Annotated in this window: 15 protein-coding genes; 12 read left to right on the top strand and 3 right to left on the bottom strand. The window is 43.6% G+C overall.

The window, feature by feature from the left end:
* Positions 1-209: 209 nt before the first annotated feature.
* From AC5FX4_RS06495 to AC5FX4_RS06485, 3 genes are all read left to right on the top strand, one after another.
* Positions 210-461, top strand: a complete 252-nt coding sequence (locus tag AC5FX4_RS06495; RefSeq protein ID WP_493605649.1) for a helix-turn-helix domain-containing protein — start codon at positions 210-212, stop codon at positions 459-461.
* 63 nt (positions 462-524) lie between these two features.
* A complete protein-coding gene (locus AC5FX4_RS06490) occupies positions 525-1112 on the top strand; it encodes a lysophospholipid acyltransferase family protein (RefSeq protein ID WP_493605648.1) in 588 nt (195 codons plus the stop codon).
* Positions 1113-1207: 95 nt separating this feature from the next.
* Complete coding sequence (locus AC5FX4_RS06485) at positions 1208-2476, top strand: Xaa-Pro dipeptidase (RefSeq protein WP_493605647.1); 1269 nt, start codon at positions 1208-1210, stop codon at positions 2474-2476.
* A 73-nt stretch (positions 2477-2549) separates the two neighbouring features.
* Here the strand turns inward: AC5FX4_RS06485 and AC5FX4_RS06480 are convergent, their stop codons facing one another.
* Complete coding sequence (locus tag AC5FX4_RS06480; RefSeq protein WP_493605646.1) at positions 2550-4532, bottom strand: S8 family serine peptidase; 1983 nt, start codon at positions 4530-4532, stop codon at positions 2550-2552.
* Positions 4533-4856: 324 nt separating this feature from the next.
* Here AC5FX4_RS06480 and AC5FX4_RS06475 point away from each other — a divergent pair, with 324 nt between their 5' ends.
* The 3 genes from AC5FX4_RS06475 to AC5FX4_RS06465 all read left to right on the top strand — a co-directional run bounded on the left by AC5FX4_RS06475 (position 4857) and on the right by AC5FX4_RS06465 (position 8386).
* Positions 4857-5264, top strand: a complete 408-nt coding sequence (locus AC5FX4_RS06475) for a hypothetical protein (RefSeq protein ID WP_493605645.1) — start codon at positions 4857-4859, stop codon at positions 5262-5264.
* Between the two features lie 93 nt (positions 5265-5357).
* Positions 5358-6539: an acetyltransferase domain-containing protein gene (locus tag AC5FX4_RS06470; RefSeq protein WP_493605644.1), complete on the top strand. Its 1182-nt coding sequence runs from the start codon at positions 5358-5360 to the stop codon at positions 6537-6539.
* Positions 6540-6691: 152 nt separating this feature from the next.
* Positions 6692-8386, top strand: coding sequence for a hemolysin D (locus tag AC5FX4_RS06465; protein ID WP_493605643.1), 1695 nt, complete (start codon positions 6692-6694; stop codon positions 8384-8386).
* 74 nt (positions 8387-8460) lie between these two features.
* Here AC5FX4_RS06465 and AC5FX4_RS06460 read toward each other — a convergent pair whose 3' ends face one another.
* Positions 8461-10743: a cytochrome c peroxidase gene (locus AC5FX4_RS06460; RefSeq protein ID WP_493605642.1), complete on the bottom strand. Its 2283-nt coding sequence runs from the start codon at positions 10741-10743 to the stop codon at positions 8461-8463.
* 263 nt (positions 10744-11006) lie between these two features.
* On the opposite strand from AC5FX4_RS06460, the gene AC5FX4_RS06455 reads away from it, so the two are divergent.
* Positions 11007-11366 (top strand): RidA family protein, encoded by a 360-nt coding sequence (locus tag AC5FX4_RS06455; RefSeq protein ID WP_493605641.1) that lies wholly within the window; start codon positions 11007-11009, stop codon positions 11364-11366.
* Between the two features lie 244 nt (positions 11367-11610).
* Positions 11611-12264 carry a substrate-binding periplasmic protein gene (locus AC5FX4_RS06450; RefSeq protein ID WP_493605640.1) on the top strand — a complete coding sequence of 218 codons (654 nt, stop codon included), beginning with the start codon at positions 11611-11613 and terminating at the stop codon, positions 12262-12264.
* Between the two features lies 1 nt (position 12265).
* On the opposite strand, the gene AC5FX4_RS06445 is transcribed toward AC5FX4_RS06450, so the two are convergent.
* Entirely contained in the window at positions 12266-12952 is a 687-nt protein-coding gene (locus AC5FX4_RS06445; protein WP_493605639.1) for a hypothetical protein, read from the bottom strand.
* Between the two features lie 141 nt (positions 12953-13093).
* On the opposite strand from AC5FX4_RS06445, the gene AC5FX4_RS06440 reads away from it, so the two are divergent.
* The 4 genes from AC5FX4_RS06440 (at position 13094) to AC5FX4_RS06425 (ending at position 18154) form a co-directional block, all read left to right on the top strand.
* A complete protein-coding gene (locus tag AC5FX4_RS06440; RefSeq protein WP_493605638.1) occupies positions 13094-14269 on the top strand; it encodes an AraC family transcriptional regulator in 1176 nt (391 codons plus the stop codon).
* 61 nt (positions 14270-14330) lie between these two features.
* Complete coding sequence (locus AC5FX4_RS06435) at positions 14331-16658, top strand: TonB-dependent receptor (protein ID WP_493605637.1); 2328 nt, start codon at positions 14331-14333, stop codon at positions 16656-16658.
* Between the two features lie 84 nt (positions 16659-16742).
* Positions 16743-17660 carry a bile acid:sodium symporter family protein gene (locus AC5FX4_RS06430; protein WP_493605636.1) on the top strand — a complete coding sequence of 306 codons (918 nt, stop codon included), beginning with the start codon at positions 16743-16745 and terminating at the stop codon, positions 17658-17660.
* Positions 17661-17704: 44 nt separating this feature from the next.
* Positions 17705-18154 (top strand): hypothetical protein, encoded by a 450-nt coding sequence (locus tag AC5FX4_RS06425; RefSeq protein WP_493605635.1) that lies wholly within the window; start codon positions 17705-17707, stop codon positions 18152-18154.
* Position 18155 lies beyond the last annotated feature (1 nt).

Here is an 18155-nt window from a genome sequence, read left to right as displayed (position 1 = left end):
ACCAGATCAAAAAATGGTGTAAAAGTAAAAATAACATTTGAAATGCGTAATTTTTAGATCTAAAATTCAATTTAATACGCACCCATGCAGTTGAGAAATCCATGTATGTCTCCGCAAGCGCGTATTTATCGATGCATTGTACATCAGATAATGTAACTTTTCACTGAACAATCGAAAAATTGCGTAATAAATGAAGGAAATTATAAATTATGCTGTCAAAAGTTGATATTCAATCATGTCGTACGCCTAAAGGGTCTGATATTTTAAAATTTGCGCGTAAATGCCGTGGCTACACACAAGCGGAGTCCGCCGCAAGCTACGGCATTGAAGAGCGTACTTTAAGACGTTGGGAAAACAATGAGTACAATCCGCGCTGGAATGACGTGATCGGTCTGCTCGAAGATGTATACTTGATGAATGTTGCTAATGTTATCTTGGGCATGCAACATGTTGATATGTAAAGTAGCATTTGCAATCTCACTCCATATACTCTGTCCAATGACGATTAAAATAAGAATACAAACATGACGAACATCCCAAAACAAATCCCTCGAACAAACAGTTTTTTAGGGAGAACCATTGGCAATGCCCTACTTAGATTGTTGGGCTGGCAAGTCCAAGGACACTTTCCAGAGCATCGTAAATTTGTCGCGGCAGTTGCCCCGCATACATCAAATTGGGATTTTTTTATCGCCATCGCCGTCAAACTCAGTCTAGATATTGAAATCAAGTTTCTGGGTAAGCACAGCATTTTTGTTGGTCCTGTTGGTTGGCTGCTAAAAAAGTGGGGGGGGATCCCCGTCGAGCGTAGCCATGCGCACGGTATGGTTGGCCAAATCAGTCAGGTATTTACCAGCCAAGAAGCGCTGATCTTAGGCATTGCGCCTGAGGGAACCCGTAAAAAAACAGCGAAATGGAAAACTGGCTTTTTGCATATCGCAAAATCGGCCCAAGTGCCCATTGTGCCTATGGCGCTAGATTATCGCAGCAAGCGGTTCATTATCATGAATGCAATATATATCACCGGTGATATAGACTCTGAACTCGAAAGAGTCACAGCATTATTTGATAAAGAGATGGCCAAATACCCACAACAGGTATCAGGCAGCTAAGCGCATGTTACTTGAGCTTTGTCGCAACTTTGTCACGGTGACTAATTGCTCTCCTATACTGAGCAATCCGATGTAAAAACTAAGAATGAAAAACAATGAAAAAAATACTCTTAACATCATGTGCAACTTTGCTGTTAAACGCCGCCCATGCACAAGCGCAAATGACCGTGCTCAACGCCAGCGCATATATAGATGTAGAAACTGGTAAACGTATTTCCAACCCAAGCGTTGTCATTAAAAACAATCACATTGTTAAAATAACCAAACAGGGACAGATGACCATCCCAAGCGATGCAAAAGTCATTAATCTTTCAGGAAAAACGCTACTTCCCGGCTTGATGGATATGCATGTGCATCTCACCAGCGATCCAACCGACAACTTTTTAGCCGCTAAAAATTATTCAATTCCCAGAAAAACCATTAAAGCGGTTAAAAATGCCCAGACAACGCTGATGGCTGGCTTTACAACCGTGCGTAATTTAGGCGCGCCAGGATACAGCGTTATTGCAGCTAGAGATGCCATTGACGCTGGTGAAGTAAAAGGTCCAAGAATTTACAGTGCCGGACACTCGATCTCGATAACTGGCGGTCATTGCGACGACAACTTCAGTGCGCCAGAGAAAAAATCCGTTGCCGAAGGGGTTGCAGATGGCCCATGGGCAGTGCGTGCAAAAGTGCGTGAAAACATCAAGTATGGCGCCAATACAATAAAAATCTGCGCGACGGGAGGCGTATTTTCCAAAGGGACCAAAGTCGGTGCACAGCAGTTTACCGAACAAGAACTGAGAGCTGCAGCCGAAGAAGCACACCTTCGAGGCCTGATCATCGCAGCGCATGCACACGGTACAAATGGTATCAAAGCTGCGATTCTTGCGGGTGTTGACAGTATCGAACATTGTAGTTTTTTGGATGAGGAAGCCATTGCGCTTGCCAAGCAACATGGTACCTTTTTATCCTGTGATATTTATAATACCGAGTACACCTTAGCGTTTGGTGAAGCCAATGGTGTGCCAGAAGAAAACCTCAACAAAGAACGTCAGGTCTCTGCAGCGCAACGCGAAAGCTTCCGAAAAGCAGTAAAAGCGGGCTTGAAAATGGTCTTTGGTTCAGATGCAGCTATCTATCCTCACGGCGATAACGGCAAACAATTTTCACGTATGGTGGAGTTTGGCATGACACCATTACAAGCTATTCAAGCTGCAACCATTGATAGCGCGACCCTTTTGCAACATCCTAAGTTGGGTAGAATTGCCGAAGGCTACTTGGCAGACATCGTTGCAGTAGAAGGCAATCCATTGGACAATATTGCAACGATGGAAAATGTCACCTTTGTCATGAAAGACGGGCAAATATTCAAACAATAAAATTAAAAGGGCCAGTTTACTCAGGCCCTTTCAGTGTTTGCTTAATGGTTTTGCTAATTATCCGCAGCTTAGGTTAATTACAAGCGCCCAAATCGGTCCATACTTGCCAAGCATTGCCAACATTTGAATACTCTGCTGGGTTCTTATTGATATTCCACCAATTACTTCGATATTTTTTGCCTTGATAAGACACCAAAGTACCTTTAATTGAGTAGGTTTTAGATGCAGACCATGCTTCTAAGCCATCACAGCCACTGTCGGTATTTCCTTCAGATACTGTCACAGTCTTTGCAGCAGTCGCACTCGCCGAACCATTATCTGTCACAGTGAGAGAAACCGCATAACTACCCGATTGTGCAAACTGGTGAGTGACTGTCTGACCTGTGTAGGCTTGGCCCTCAACTTGCCACTCGTAACTCACAATTTGGCCATCAGGATCGGTGCTGTTTCTGGCGTCAAAAGTACAACTTAACGCGTCACAAGATGCGGTAAATGCAGCTTGTGGCAATTGGTTTTGTGTATCACCACCACACCCTTTTGCGTCTAAATAGTCAGAAGCCGCTTTAGCCTGTACCAAGCCATAACCAAATTTGTGGTCGCGACCCGCATCACCCAAATCAATAGCTGTTGCTGTTAAGGCTTGACGCACTTCTACGTTGGAACATTGCGTATGCTGACTCCAAACAAGTGCCGCAACGCCCGCTACATGAGGGCTTGCCATTGAAGTCCCCGACTTTTTGTCATAGTCAGAGATGGCTTCGAGTTGCGCATTGATTTGCTGCCCAAGATACGCTTTCAAACGTTGGCCATCCGCTTGCGAAAGGCCCAGCACTGGTATAGTCACACCGCTGTTGTCGTCACCTAAGGTGCCCGAAAATGCTGCGGCAACATTGTTGTAAATAAGTGCAGCGACGCCACCACCTGATTGACAGTTTTTCGCTTTTTCTGCAAACGATGCACCACCGCGTTCAATCAAACAAATACTCGAAGGCGCTGTGCACACCGCTAATCCATCACCACAGTCACTGAGTGTTGCAGTAACATTGCCTTCAAAAGAGTGCGTCATGCCGCTGGCTTCAAATGTTTGCCCCGCAACACTCACACCAGCAACCACCCCAGTACCTCTAGGTACCGTTGATAAAACGTCACTGCCCGGCGCGGCGATCTCTACCTGCGCATTATATTGAGATGACTCTGATTTTTCTCGTTGCGCGTTAATGTTTGCTACCGACATCACACTATCGTAGCTTGCAGGATAGCTGAGTGACTCATCGCCATCATTACCTGCAGCCGCAATAAGCAAAACACCTTTGTCATAGGCTGCGTTGAGGCGTTCTTCTAAATATTGACTCTTACCAGCTCCGCCTAAACTCATGTTGATCACATCGGCCCCATTTGACACACAGTTATCTACCGCTCGGCCAATTCGTGAGTTATACCCTTTTTTACCGTTATCATCGAATACGCGAACCGCATGAATTGCCACTTTGTCATTTGGTAAAACCCCAATCACGCCTTGCGTGTTGTTGAGCGCTGCAATGGTACCCGCAACATGTGTACCATGGCCGCTGCCATCTCGGTACCAAACACCCACTTCGGCGTCCGCAAAACCCGTGGCATTTTGTGGTAAATCCGGGTGACCTAAGTCATATCCAGAGTCGATGATACATACTTTTAGCAGATCAGCGTTGCTGTCAGACAGTAAATTTGCCTGAACTTCCGCTATTCCATAAGGACTGACTTGCCCCGTAGAAAATGGTTGATATTCGAAATCTTCTTCGATGTATTCAAACTGCCCAGAGTTACGCAATATTTGCGCTTGCTCAGCACTCAAAGTAACAGTACTAATTTCTGCACCCAGCGTTGACGAGAGAGTTTGTAACTTATTGAGTTGAAACAGACTGTCCACTTGTTGCGCCATTGCGCTATGCTGGCCCTGTTGAATTAAATGACTGCGCTTAACAATATACGTTTTTTCTTCGCTTGCTACCGCGCTATTGCTGCTGGCCGCCAAAAGTGAGAGTGCAAGCGCACTCAAGGCAAATTGTTTGTTCATGTTGTATCCAAAGTCGCTGTTAATTATTGTTATAGCACCACTTTATTAGATGCTTGCGTGATAAGTTTTTGGCAGCAATACCCCGCTTTCCAAAAACCCTATACAGGTACAACGTAACGAACGAATTTCAAAAACGCAATATAAATTTAACGAATATTATATAAATAATGACATAAAACTCAGGTAAGCATATGAAAAAGAGGAACAAAGTTTCTCTCGTTTGTTCGAGTTTATTTTCTTATCACTCGTTCACATTAACAACTTGTTCCTTTGCAATGAGTTTGCTAGAAATAAGAGTATATTTAAAAAATTGGGTCTGCTTGTATGCACAAAGATCACGCGCTTGATGACTTTTCTTACACGATGGAGATCCACCACACAATTGGCTATATCCATGTGATCGCCAAAGGCCGCTGCAATCCACAAGACATAGTGACCATGTATGAGTGTATTGCCAACACTACCAAAACAACACAAATCAATCGGTTACTACTTGATGTGACCTTACTTAAGCTGGAATACCACAGTAGCGATGTGCTTAAAGTGCTAAAGCAAGTGCGACGCATGTTTAAAACATTAACACTGGCCAGAATTGTTGACCCTGCTGATTTCAAAAGCGATTTGATTGAAACCTTTGCCATCAAACACAAACTCAATGTAAAAAGCTTCTTTAGTGAACAACCCGCACTTGAGTGGCTTATCGCACAAAATAGTGCGGCACACCCCAATTAAAAAACTCAAATTTAAACAAAAAATTTACATTTAAACCTCATTACCTACACTCTTAAATACACAGCAAATAATAAAAACTGAGAGTGGGTAAATATGGCAAACGTGACTCGTCATCATTCTAAACGATTAGACTCAATCGACATTCTGCGCGGTTTGATCATTATTTTAATGGCATTAGACCACAGCAGAGCATTTTGGAGCGCGACTAGTTTTTCGCCAACCGACCTCACTCAAACCGATTGGAGTTGGTTTTTTACCCGCTGGATCACCCATTTTTGTGCACCTCTCTTTATCTTTTTAACGGGCGTTAGCGCGTTTTTGTATGGCCAGAAAGTCAGAGACAAGACGCAGCTCAGGAATTTTCTTTTTAGCCGGGGTGTATGGCTTATCATCCTTGAGATTGCGATCATCACGCCTAGTTGGCAAATAAGCTACAACCTTTTGATATTACAGGTTATGTGGGCTATTGGCTGGTCCATGATATTGCTGTCATTACTTATTTATCTCAGCAATACTTGGATTTTAATTGTCTCTGTACCATTTTTGCTACTTCACAACGCCTTCGATGATCAGTTGATGATGACACTACTTGGCACTCTGAGCGGGGTATGGACCGTATTACATTTACCCGGCATGCTCACGATCTCCTCGTTGAACATTCAATCCTATGTCGCGTACCCAATCGTGCCATGGTTTTACGTGATGTCTATTGGTTATGTCACGGCACATGTTTACCTGTGGTCGCAGCCACAGCGCATTCAATTCTTAACTCGGCTCGGTATCGCTATCACCTTGCTATTTATGCTATTACGCGCCACCAATTTTTATGGTGACAGCAGCCTATTTGAGATCCAAAATGATGGGATCGGATCAATTATGTCATTCTTAAATACCCATAAATACCCGCCATCATTACAGTATGTGTGTATGACCTTAGGCCCAGGTTTAGTATTACTCGCACAACTCGAACGCTTAGGCGCACATCACTTTTTTTACCGCCACTTATTGTGGCTTAAAGTATTCGGATCGGTGCCACTATTCTTTTATGTTGTCCATGTACCGATTATTAATGTCGGGGCACATCTTTACACCTGGTTGCAATATGGTGAGCCACTCAATCTCTTTTTCGCAAACAACTTACCAAGTAATTATCAAGCCAATCTGATGCTGAGTTACGTGGTTTGGATCTTACTCATCGCAATGCTCTATTACCCTTGTAAGCAATATGCCGAATTAAAGCGTCGCTCTAACAATCTCGTGCTGAGCTATCTGTGAGGAAAAACTAGATACAAAACAGGTAAATTTGATACAAAAAACCACTCAAAGTAAAAAATTTGTAATATTAATAAAAATGATTTAGTGTCTCTTCGATAAAACATTCTAGGATGAATGTTCATAAAAATAATAAGTTACACACGGGAGATCCTATGAAAGCAAGCAATCTTGCTCTAATCATTGCATTAACAACTAGCTCATCGAGCTTTGCCTTTACCCAACTTGGCGGCAGCGGTGTCATGCCTATGGGGCACGAATGGCTCACTCGCACAGCGGCATTGGAAATACTAGATGCTGAACATATCATTGCCCCCGACCCCAACGACCCTCGGATCACTTGGCAAAAGGGGCTCGCGAAAAATACTGATTTGAGCAGTGCTTACAGCGAAATTGAAAAGATCAGCGCACAGGCAAATAGTAATAAACTTTACCAACCCAGATTTGACCGTGTTTATGCAGCAATTGTCGGCGAGCGCTGGGTAGATATTGCTGGGTTCAATGTTTCCAATGCCAGTGTTGACCCAACTGGCCCTAATTGCTTTAGCGCCATCTCCCAAGAACCTGCGGATCTGCAACAAGATCACTTCATGCGACGCTACGATGATGTGGGAGGTCAAGGTGGTGTGGATGCGGCGCAGCGCGCACAACAACGCTTCATCCAGCATTTCATCGATGCTGCGATGGCAGAACAAAAACGTATTAAAGTATGGGATGGCGGCGGTTATTCTGCATTAACAGAGGTTGATCATAACTACTTTTTATTTGGTCGTGCCGTACATTTGTTCCAAGACTCTTTTAGCCCTGAGCACACAGTACGTTTACCCGCAGACAACTACGAAAAGGTGTGGCAAGTAAAAGCCTATTTATGTTCAGAAGGTGCGGAACAGCATAGCCACGATACCAAAGATGTATTGAACTTCATCAGTGGTGATGTCATTTGGAACGAGTCAACCCGCTTAGAAGCTGGCTGGGATAGCTATAAAGCAAGTAGCATGAAGCCCGTTGCACTGGTTGCCCTAGAAGCCAGTAAAGATCTTTGGGCCGCATTTATTCGCACTATGGCAATACACCCTACGCAAAGAGAAAGTGTCGCCCGATCAGAAGCACAGCAGCTGGTCAACAACTGGTTATCTTTTGACGAGCAAGCGATGTTGCACTGGTATGAGCAACAAAATCATCGCGATCATACCTACGTACTTGCACCCGGCGAGTCTGGGGTTGGTAAAACGCTCAGCGAGTGTATGGGCGAGTTGAAGGTCGGAACACTCAGCCAATCAGAGCGCGTCGCACAACTAGAATCTGATCGACGTCAGTGCTTATACAATATTGAGGCACAATCGGGATACCAAGATCTATTCGACCCACACATGAATATGCCTTACAACTGGCGTTGGAAATCACTGACTTGGAAAACACCACCGAGTGATTGGCAGCCGACAGCTCAACCCGCTGACAAAGGACAAGTGATCACCATCCAATCGGCTGTAAACGGTCAGGCGGTTAGCAGCGGATCAGGCTTGAATAATAATGCCAAGCTTTTTGCCGACGACCCACAAGCAACTGAGTTTATTAAAGTTCCAACAGAAGATAATAGCTTTTACTTACGTAGCAAAAATAATCCAGAGTTATTTTTTAGCTATAGCAGTCGCAGTTCGGGCGATGCAAAGCTGGTTGATTCAGCGCGCCAGGCTGCTTATCAACTGATTTATCAAGGAGGTGTATGGAATATCAAAAATACGCATTGGCAACAGTACTTTTGGCTAGATAGCAGCGACAATAGTATTCACCTCAATCGCCATGGTAAGCCAGAAAAAGACTCTGCTAAATGGATAATTACCCAACCCTAAGTCGCTTCCAGTGACTTTGGAGCCAATAGCTTAAACCGCTATTGGCTCGCTTTTTAAAATCTGAGTGAAAATAGCTACTTAATTTCTACTTCTATAGAAGTGCCAATATTACTACCATCGCCAATAGCAGAAATAAAGTACCAGCCTGGTGCCAGTCCATCGAGCCTTAAGTATTCATGATTTCCGATATTTTGAGATGCAAAGTCATAAAAATTACGGCTTGGCCAAAACGGTCCAACATAAATATCAGTGTTACCCAATCCATGATCCGTTCGGATCACAATTTGGCTATTAGGCTGTTCAATTTTGACATAGAAGCTAGCATTTCCGGGCGCAATACACACCGCTTGCTCATCGAACAGTTGTCCGTACCCAATGGGTGGGGAAGATATACAAGCGTTTTCGATAAGTTTTGGTTTTTCGCCAGGCTCTCGTAACGCACTTTCATAGCTTGCTGCCACCATCATTGACTCATAATGATGTGGATCTGACACTGTCAAATAATGAGTGCCTTTGTTCACCGTCACTTTTAATACTTGTTCACCATTAACAGACTTAGAACTTACCTGCACATTTTCAGGAGATGCCCAAGTCTTGGCATTGTAAAGTAAACGCGTACTCGCTTGAGCACCACGGGTACTAAAATATAGCGTGGTATTATCTTGCTCTACCTGTACTTTGAAATACTGCTTCTTACCGCTAATACAGGCTGCTTGATCCAACGCTAAGGTATCGCCAGAACTTGCCGTATCTCCTTCTAAGCAGTTTGCCGGTAAATACAACGGGGCGCCTAACTCATTTTTAGCACGTAATTGTAAACCATCGGGGTCACCCTCTTGCGGTTGCGGTAACCAAGCTTGCAAGCAAGCTGCGTCTTTCACACAAGGATCGGTGAGTGCTTTCATAAAGTTCACCAAGTCGGTCAGCGCTTGCTCGTCTAGCTCTAACGGCACGAGCACGGGTGCACCATCTTGAATTTCAAAATCAACGATCTCAGCCGCTTTTTCGGTATTTATTTCTGCGTCAGGAAACAAGCTTTCACAATCAGCACGGTGCTTAAACTGAGCCTGCTTACACCAACCTTTGTTATCAAAGTAGTCTTGCAGCACTGGGCGATAATCGTTGTAGTGATCCATGACCTCTCTGAGCGTATCGTAATTGCCCGCGTGACCATATGGCCCGGTTACTTCGATATTCAGTAACGTGCCAGAGCGGAAGCTAAAAATGTCAGCTTCACTACCGTTGCGGTGCATTCGACCAAGGTCGTTGGTCTTGGTTTCACCCGAGTTAGTACCGGGTCCAATTTGTGGAAATGCTAGGCGATGATAGTTAGATACTTTGGTTTGCGTAAAACTATCTGTGTTGTGGCAACCAATACATTGGGTTGGTATTTCTTCTGGCGCCTCTCCCCCATCTGACGGCGGCGGTGGCAAGAACAGATACAAGTACGCTCCTCGTTTTTGCGATTCACTAATGGCTGATTTATCACCGCGTACATAAGCAAACCAAGGGTTGTTGGTGAAGTTCATCGACTTCTGATAGGCTGCCAACGCCTTACTGATATTGGCATAGGTTACAACTTCTTCGCCTTCAGGCGTATCTGCGCCATACACGCGCTCAAAATATCCACGCCAGTTATTTTTGAATAACTCCCCTTGCGCAGCACCATAGTTGCCGAACCGTGCAGCTAAGTGTGCACGTACCGCTTCATTTGGTTGCCCTGGCATGAAATCAAAGCCCCGCATTTCAGATCCCGTCACCACGGGAAAACGCGCTTGTGCCGCAAGCAAACTGTCACCAGCATTGGAGTCCGCTTCAAGATACGGCACATCTGGTGTACTGATCCCTTTTTCTGGCGCCAGCCAATCTAAAAACTCGACACGCGCATCTCTGAATAAACTGCGTTTCTCGGTCCAAGCATTGAACAAAGTTGGAGAGTTTCTAGGTACGTAGAATTGTCCTGTCGAGGTTTCTCGACCCGGACCCAATACATCTTGATCTTTGGCGAGCGTACCCACCGGCAGTGCCAAACCATCACCGCCACCTAAATATGGGTGGTGGCAACTAGCACACGCCACATCTTTATTACCGCTCAAGGCTTTTGAGAAAAACAACAGCTTACCGAGTTTGACCTCGGGGTCGTCAACAGAGGGTATATCAGCACCCGTTGTTAAATCTCCTGTTAATCCATGCTGCTCAATCAGTTTGGCTAGCTTTTCATCTAAACTGGGCTCCTCATCTGATGCGGTCACTTTGTTACTTGTGAGAGCAGTTTGAGTATTTTCTATCGCTACAGCGTTACAAGCCAGCATCAGTAAACTTGTACACAAGGCGATCCGTCTTTTTATGGTTGTCATAATCGTTTCCTTTGATCTGTGAGATTGCACTCAAAAAGCAAACTACACCATAAAATTAACATTTGCAAAACACAAAATAAAAACAACCAAAATAAAATGCAACTCGTTGATTTTGTTAAAACAAATAAAAATAAACAAACAGGATAACGCAATGGTTAAGTAGATAATTATACGAAAGGTTAAAAAATGGTTAACTTGGATTTGTTATCTAACTAAATTGACCGTGTTATGTGTACAATCACCGTTTTACTAAGGAGCAAAATATGACAATTTCTCGCCAACATACAAATCAGCGAATGAGTCGAATTGTGACCCACAACAATACAATTTACTTATGCGGACAAGTTTGTAGCGATGCGACTCAAGGTATCACCGAACAAACGCAAACCATGCTCGCGAAGGTAGATGAGTTACTCGCGCAGGCAAACAGTGATAGATACCATTTATTGAGTGCCACCGTTTATATCAGCGATATGAAGTACTTTGCTGATATGAATGCAGTTTGGGATGCATGGGTGCCTGAAGGTCATGCACCGGCAAGAGCCTGTGTTCAAGCTGCGATGGCAAGACCCGAATTGCTCGTAGAGGTGTCGATTGTGGCTGCAGTCAAGCAAGCAGATTGATACCCAAGGGTTAACCCTGAAAGCATTTCTCACGCTTCAGGGTTAACCTTTAAAACTCTTTTTACCGTTTCTTCAATTCTTAAATCTCACTTTATGCAGTTTCAACTTAAAATGCCTTATCGCCACATATGCATCGCTAACAAGCCTATACTTAAACGTATGAAATATTGAGCTTGACGAGTTATTGCACTTGTTTAATCGCATACTATTCATTTGCATATTAAGCTTTCTCTCCTATTATTCTTTGGCTTACAGCAAAGCAAGCGCCCTTACGCCCATCACCTTGGGCACCACCAATGATCACCGAACGCCGCTGTATATAAAAACACAAACCGTGCTCACACAGGCATTTGCCGAATTAGGCTATCAACTAACCATTATTACCCTACCCAACAAACGAAGCTTGAGCTGGGCAAATTCTGGCAAAGTGGATGGTGAATTGTTTAGAGTCAGTGACTTAGATCTGAGCACACTGCCTAACTTACAAAAAGTAGAGCAGCCTATCGCCGTGATCGACCAATCCGTTATTGGTCGGAGCAATTTAGTTGTTGCCGGTTGGCCCAGCATGAAAAATCTCACCATCGCTTATGAAAGAGGCACTGCATTTTTAGACAAAAACCAGAGTCGATTTAAAGATGTCATTCTGGTTGATGATTTTACGCAAGCCATTGAGCTTATTAGTATGGGCCGTGCCGATATTACCATCACCAGCCAATCGACCGCGCGGCGTTTGTTAAAAGAGCTTCCCTATATTGACCCAAACATTCAGGTCTTAACGCCGCCGTTGGTTGAGATTAAGCTACATACTTATATCAATAAAGCACTGCACCCCAAACTAGCCCTAGAGCTTGCTCATAAACTGGAGCAAATGCAGCTTGAAAACCGCTTTGCCCCATAAGCTAACTATTAGCTGTCACCTTATTTTTTAGCCAAGGGAACACACGACGCGAACGGATGATCCAATACAACATAATCAACAAAATGATCAGATCAGCATACTCCACTAATACGAACGATTTGACGGACTCAGGCATACTTTGCAACCCTTGACCAACGAAAGAACCAACAGCAATAAACAGTGCAAAACACATACGCCAGATATGACGAGTCAATCGACTGGCGTAAGAGACGTTGGCAGCCAGCATATATTTCAAGTCAAACACACAGCTCAATAAGGGTAAAACAGCAAACATCCAGTAAGGTTCAGCAGCAAAACCTTGGTAGTGACCTTCTCCTGATTGTGCGACAAGGTAAACACAGTACAAACTATACAATCCGGTTACTAAGGCAAGTGAACTGAGCAAAATGTTCAGCGAGCTTTTTCGTTCATTGGCATACTTAAACACCGCCACGCCAGATACCACCAAGTAACCGCTAAAAATACCCGCGATCACACTGATATCCATCGGCTTGAGATAGGCAACCACAGCACCCGAGATAGCCATTAAGAGCATAGTAACCACATACCAGTTACCCGCTTTGATATGCTTTGATTGACCTTTTTTAGAAAATAATGCGATATAACCTGCCAATACCGCGATAGTGCCAGTTAGAATGTGAAAATAAAGTACCCAAGATTGTGTCATGCTGACTCCCAATTAAATTGTCCGTTCAAGTTAGGCACATGCTAAGCTTAGCGTTATTTTTGATCGTCCACGCCACGTAACTAGGACAAATAAAAAATAAATAAGCTTAAAAATCAATAGAATAAAAACAAGAGAATTTATATGTACAATCTGTGGGAATTGCTTTTTTCGAGTATTGCCTTAGGTATTGGCGCTTTTTCCTGTTTCTTTTTCGCTACTCACTTGCGCCAGTCTGCCTTTTACATTCCATTATTTTTACTTTTATTGGCTTTAACTGTACTCACTATAGGTGGCGTAGTTTTCAACTTATTTGAGCAATATTCATTGATATATATTGCTTTACTCGCGCCGTGCTTTTTAACTTTAGCACCGAGTCTTTGGCTATACAGCAACGCTTTGGTTGCCAATTCTCCGTGGAAGTTTAAACCCAAACACCTCATCCATTATGTTCCCGCGCTATTGTCTTTAAGTCTTTCAGGCGCAATACTTGTAACACCATCCGATACGCTTCACAGCATGTTTTTCACTGATGACTTAGTTGCGAGTTCTTCTTTAGTTATTTTTATCAGCGTAGCAATCATGGCGGTTATCACCTTCTGGTTTGTACAAACCGTGATCTATACCTATCAACTCGTTAAGCTCTGCGCACAATATCATTTCATGCTCAAGCAGGTATTTTGCGATATTCACAGTAAACAATTGCGGTGGCTGTTAGTGATAGCGAGCATTTTTATAGTCAATTGGCTCTGGGCCGTACTAGCACTCGTTTTGGATGAGTTACCCATACCTTTGCTAGAAGCTCAGTGGGGGCAATGTCTGATCTTGTTTACTATTTGGTGGCTCAGTTACTTTGGTATGAAGCAACAACCTGGCTTTGTCACCACCTACCAAGAGATACAAGCACTTGAGCCTGAGCCTTCGCAAAATGAGCTGAGCAACCAAGCACCGAGCTACCAACGTTCAGCATTATCCGATGCCCATGCACAAGTCATTGCTCAAAAAATCCATCATGCGCTGGTTGAAGAGCACCTTTATTTAGAGTCAGACTTAACACTATATAAACTCGCCAAGCATCTGGGTGAACCAAGCCAATATGTGTCCCAAACACTCAGTCAAACTCTTCAAACGTCATTTTTCGAGTGTATTAGTAAAGCCCGAGTTGACGCGGCAAAAGTAAAGCTTTTAACACAAAGTAATACGGTGTTAGAGATTGCCATGTCCGTTGGTTTCAATACCCGCTCCTCTTTTTATAAAGCATTCAAGGCGTTAACAGGCATGACACCCAGCCAGTATCAAAAAATGCATGTTAACTCATAAATAACATATTGATGTGCCTATACTAAGTATAAAAGGTACCTATATAGAAACCGGATACACAATGCATTTTCGAAACAAGCTTGCACGCGCTTGCCATTATGCAATGCTCACTTTAACAACCCCTGCCTATGCAGGAAATGACGTTGACTTGTTTTCACTCGATTTAAATGAGTTACTCAATGTGACAGTTGAAGCTAGAAAAGTATCGGAGGATTTACAAAGCATCCCCATTTCTGTGTCAGTTATGTCAAATGAGTTTCTCAACCAACGTGGTTTGGATAACTTAGTCGATGCGTCCTATTTCATTCCCAATATTGAGATCACCACGGTTGGAGAAAATTCAGGGTGTACGCACTGTGCTGGGATCACGATACGCGGAGTTGGTCAGGTCGACCCTATCCCAACCACCGACCCCAGTGTTGGTTTATACATTGATGGTGTTTATCATGCCCGCGCAGCCGGCTCTATCATGCAATTTTTAGACATTGAACGCATTGAAGTACTCAGAGGTCCGCAAGGCACTTTATATGGTAAAAATTCGATCGGCGGCGCGATTAACGTCTTAACCAATAAAGTCAGCAATGAGCATCTTGCAAAAGTCAGTTTCACAACCGGTGAATACAATCGTTTCGATGCATCGGTGGTTGCCAACACACCTATCAATGACAGTTGGGCCACTCGTGTCGCCATTGCAAAACATACCCGAGATGGGTTTGTAAAACGTCTCAATGGAGAAACTGAAGGGGGGCAAGATGAACTCAGCCTGTTAGCCAAAGCGCGCTATAAACCTTCTAATCAATTGAGTGTTGAATTGAGTATTGATCGTCAACTGCAAAATAATGGCAGTGCGCCTTCGGTTTTAAGCAAAAAAAATGACGATGCCGACTTAATTGCTTTATTCAATTTTATAGCCACCTATTCACCCGCAATTGAGCCAATTCCGAAGTTACAAACGTTTGCTGATCCCTATCTCAATGCGTCCAATGCAGAAAATGAGAATCGCTTAGATCAAATAGGTTATCGTGGCACAGTTGAATGGCATATATCCGATACAATGCATTTAAAATCCATAACAAGTTATCGTGATATGAGCGCCATATATGGGCGCGATTTTGATAATAACCCCGTTAATATTGGCTTCACTCATGACGAGCAATCACAGCGACAATTCAGCCAAGAGTTTAACCTATCTAGTGATAACAAAAATGGCTTTAAGTGGTTGCTGGGGCTATTCGCTATTGACGAGCACATCGATTATGACTTTAGATTTGTCTTCCTCGAAAACCTCTATTTAGGGCTAGAAACAATTCCGGGGCCAATTGACGGCTCACCACTTGAAAACCCAACCAGCATTGGCGGAGCAAACAACCCTTTAAATATTGGCCTTGATTTAGACAACACTTTTAACAATGAGATAGATAATAAAAGCGTGGCCATTTTTGCACATGCAAATTACCAGTTTGCGCCAAAATGGACCCTCACTTTAGGTGGCCGATTGACTTGGGAAGATAAAAAGCAACAGATTGTCACCCATTTAAATGTTGCCGATAAAATAGTCATAGACAGAACCGATGCGAGTACTGATGGTCCGATAGAAAAGAGCTGGCGGGTGTTTTCTCCACTGTTGGGTATACAGTACCGATACTCAGATGACACCATGTGGTATGCCAATGCCTCTCGAGGTTTTAAATCAGGTGGCTTCAACGGTGTAGCCAATACGCCCGTTTCCGCACGTCCTTTTGAACCCGAATTTTTGACCTCTTACGAATTGGGTATGCGCTCTGAGTGGTTTGATAGCAAGCTACGTTTAAACGCGACGGCGTTTTTGATTGACCATAAAGATATGCAGTTAAGAGGCGGTGAGTCGGGCGAAGACTCAGGTGTTGAAATTTTTATTGATAACGTGGGTACAACTAAAACTCAAGGTGCAGAACTAGAACTGGAAGCCTTGATTGCCCATGCCACCAGTTTATCGATGAGCGTATCGTACACGGATGCAGAATTTACCGATGTTGGCACCGCCACAGAAGTAACAACCGACAGTACCTTACTCAAAACACCGCGATGGACAAGTGCAATTAGCATCAAAAAAAGCTGGCAACTCAGCAACGCAAAGACACTCACTACGAGGCTAAGTTGGGCATATCGAAGCGATGTATACAATGATGTGTTCAATAATGAACATGCAAAACAAAGTGATATATCTCTTATAAACTTGTATGCGGATTACCCTATTACAGAGCAACTCAAGGCGTCATTGTTTGTGACCAATTTAACCGACAAATATCATGTCATCGGTGCCAATGATTTTACCGCAGCGTTTGGCGTATCTGAGTATTATTTAGCGCCCCCTCGTCAAGTAGGGTTTTCCCTTAACTATCGCTTTTAGCGTTTTGTTCGATGGGCTTATGGGTGGTATTTTGCTATCACCCACGCTACTATCTGAGGCTTGTTGCCCCAATAACGCCATATTATGTCTTTGATAGTTAGATACTTCCCTGCATTTGCAATCGCTTTAAGCGTGGTTGCCATGATGATACCCAGCTTATTCGTGTCCTTGAAAAGCACGATTATCCCTTTGCTTATGATCATTATGTTGTCTATGGGGTTAACGCTGTCAGCAAAAGACTTTCGACGCGCATTGCAAAACAAAACAGCCATTCTAATTGGTATAGCGCTTCAGTTTAGTGTTATGCCGCTACTTGCATTCGGACTTTCTCAACTGATGTCATTCAATGAGGAGTTACTTATTGGCATGGTTTTAGTTGGCACCGTTGCTGGTGGCACAGCCAGTAATGTGATGTGCTACCTGGCTAAAGGCGATGTCGCCCTATCTATTTCAATGACGGCTATCAGCACCTTGTTAGGCGTGTTGTTCACACCATTACTCACTACGCTTTTCATAGGACAAGTCGTGAATATAGACACAATGGCCATGCTACAAAGCTTACTGCAAATTGTGTTGTTACCCGTAGGACTGGGATTGCTATTAAACACTTTCATGGCCGCTCAAATTAGTAAAGTGAGCCATTACTTACCAACAGTATCTGTGTTTGCAATCACAGTGATCATCGCAATTATCGTATCGCTGAGTCATGACAAATTATTATCGGTGGGCTTGAGTGTGCTAGTTGCTGTGATTTTGCACAATGCCCTTGGACTCTTACTGGGATACCTTGTCCCTAAATTACTCAGGCAGGATGAGAAAACATGCCGCACCATCGCATTTGAAGTTGGCATGCAAAATTCTGGACTCGCCGTTGCATTAGCGATGAAGTTCTTCACCCCCGCCAGTGCCATCGCGGGTACAATATTTTCTATTTGGCATAATGTCAGTGGCTCACTATTGGCGGGTTATTGGAGTAAAAGCTCAGACAAGCCCATAAAATAATGCTAAATTGCTCAATCCATTTACCTTTTTTATGGACAAAAACAATGAGAGTTTTTACGTTAGTCGCGAGCCTAACATTAAGTGCCTGCAGCTCGTTACCTCAGTCTCACACACAAATAGACGCTAACACGCTCGCGACAATGACGTTAATCGCACAAACTGAAGCCGCAGCGCCTAATGCAGTTAAAGGAAAGTTCAGCTTTTTTATCAAAGCGATAGGCCAAAGGCGCGGATACACTTATCTAAATACCGAGCTCGACTATAGAGATAGACGCGCGATCACCATCGAACTAACACCTAAAGCTAAACGCCAATTTATCGAAATGTATGGGCAAGAACCTAAGGACTTTTTGATAAACAAACAGATTGAAGTCACTGGCGAAGCCCAACAGATGAAAATTGATTTTTATTGCCAACATGAGAGAACTGACACGTACTATTTTCAAACTTTTGTAAAAGTGACCGATTTAACGCAGCTTAAAGTGCTTAACTAGC

The sequence above is a fragment of the Pseudoalteromonas sp. ATL1 genome (assembly GCF_058933015.1).
This window is presented reverse-complemented; position numbering and strand designations above follow the sequence as displayed.

Coding starts and splice junctions, on each gene's coding strand:
- AC5FX4_RS06495 (WP_493605649.1), top strand. CDS start 210: ATGCTGTCAAAAGTTGATATTCAATCATGTCGTACGCCTAAAGGGTCT.
- AC5FX4_RS06490 (WP_493605648.1), top strand. CDS start 525: ATGACGAACATCCCAAAACAAATCCCTCGAACAAACAGTTTTTTAGGG.
- AC5FX4_RS06485 (WP_493605647.1), top strand. CDS start 1,208: ATGAAAAAAATACTCTTAACATCATGTGCAACTTTGCTGTTAAACGCC.
- AC5FX4_RS06480 (WP_493605646.1), bottom strand. CDS start 4,532: ATGAACAAACAATTTGCCTTGAGTGCGCTTGCACTCTCACTTTTGGCG.
- AC5FX4_RS06475 (WP_493605645.1), top strand. CDS start 4,857: ATGCACAAAGATCACGCGCTTGATGACTTTTCTTACACGATGGAGATC.
- AC5FX4_RS06470 (WP_493605644.1), top strand. CDS start 5,358: ATGGCAAACGTGACTCGTCATCATTCTAAACGATTAGACTCAATCGAC.
- AC5FX4_RS06465 (WP_493605643.1), top strand. CDS start 6,692: ATGAAAGCAAGCAATCTTGCTCTAATCATTGCATTAACAACTAGCTCA.
- AC5FX4_RS06460 (WP_493605642.1), bottom strand. CDS start 10,743: ATGACAACCATAAAAAGACGGATCGCCTTGTGTACAAGTTTACTGATG.
- AC5FX4_RS06455 (WP_493605641.1), top strand. CDS start 11,007: ATGACAATTTCTCGCCAACATACAAATCAGCGAATGAGTCGAATTGTG.
- AC5FX4_RS06445 (WP_493605639.1), bottom strand. CDS start 12,952: ATGACACAATCTTGGGTACTTTATTTTCACATTCTAACTGGCACTATC.
- AC5FX4_RS06440 (WP_493605638.1), top strand. CDS start 13,094: ATGTACAATCTGTGGGAATTGCTTTTTTCGAGTATTGCCTTAGGTATT.
- AC5FX4_RS06435 (WP_493605637.1), top strand. CDS start 14,331: ATGCATTTTCGAAACAAGCTTGCACGCGCTTGCCATTATGCAATGCTC.
- AC5FX4_RS06430 (WP_493605636.1), top strand. CDS start 16,743: ATGTCTTTGATAGTTAGATACTTCCCTGCATTTGCAATCGCTTTAAGC.
- AC5FX4_RS06425 (WP_493605635.1), top strand. CDS start 17,705: ATGAGAGTTTTTACGTTAGTCGCGAGCCTAACATTAAGTGCCTGCAGC.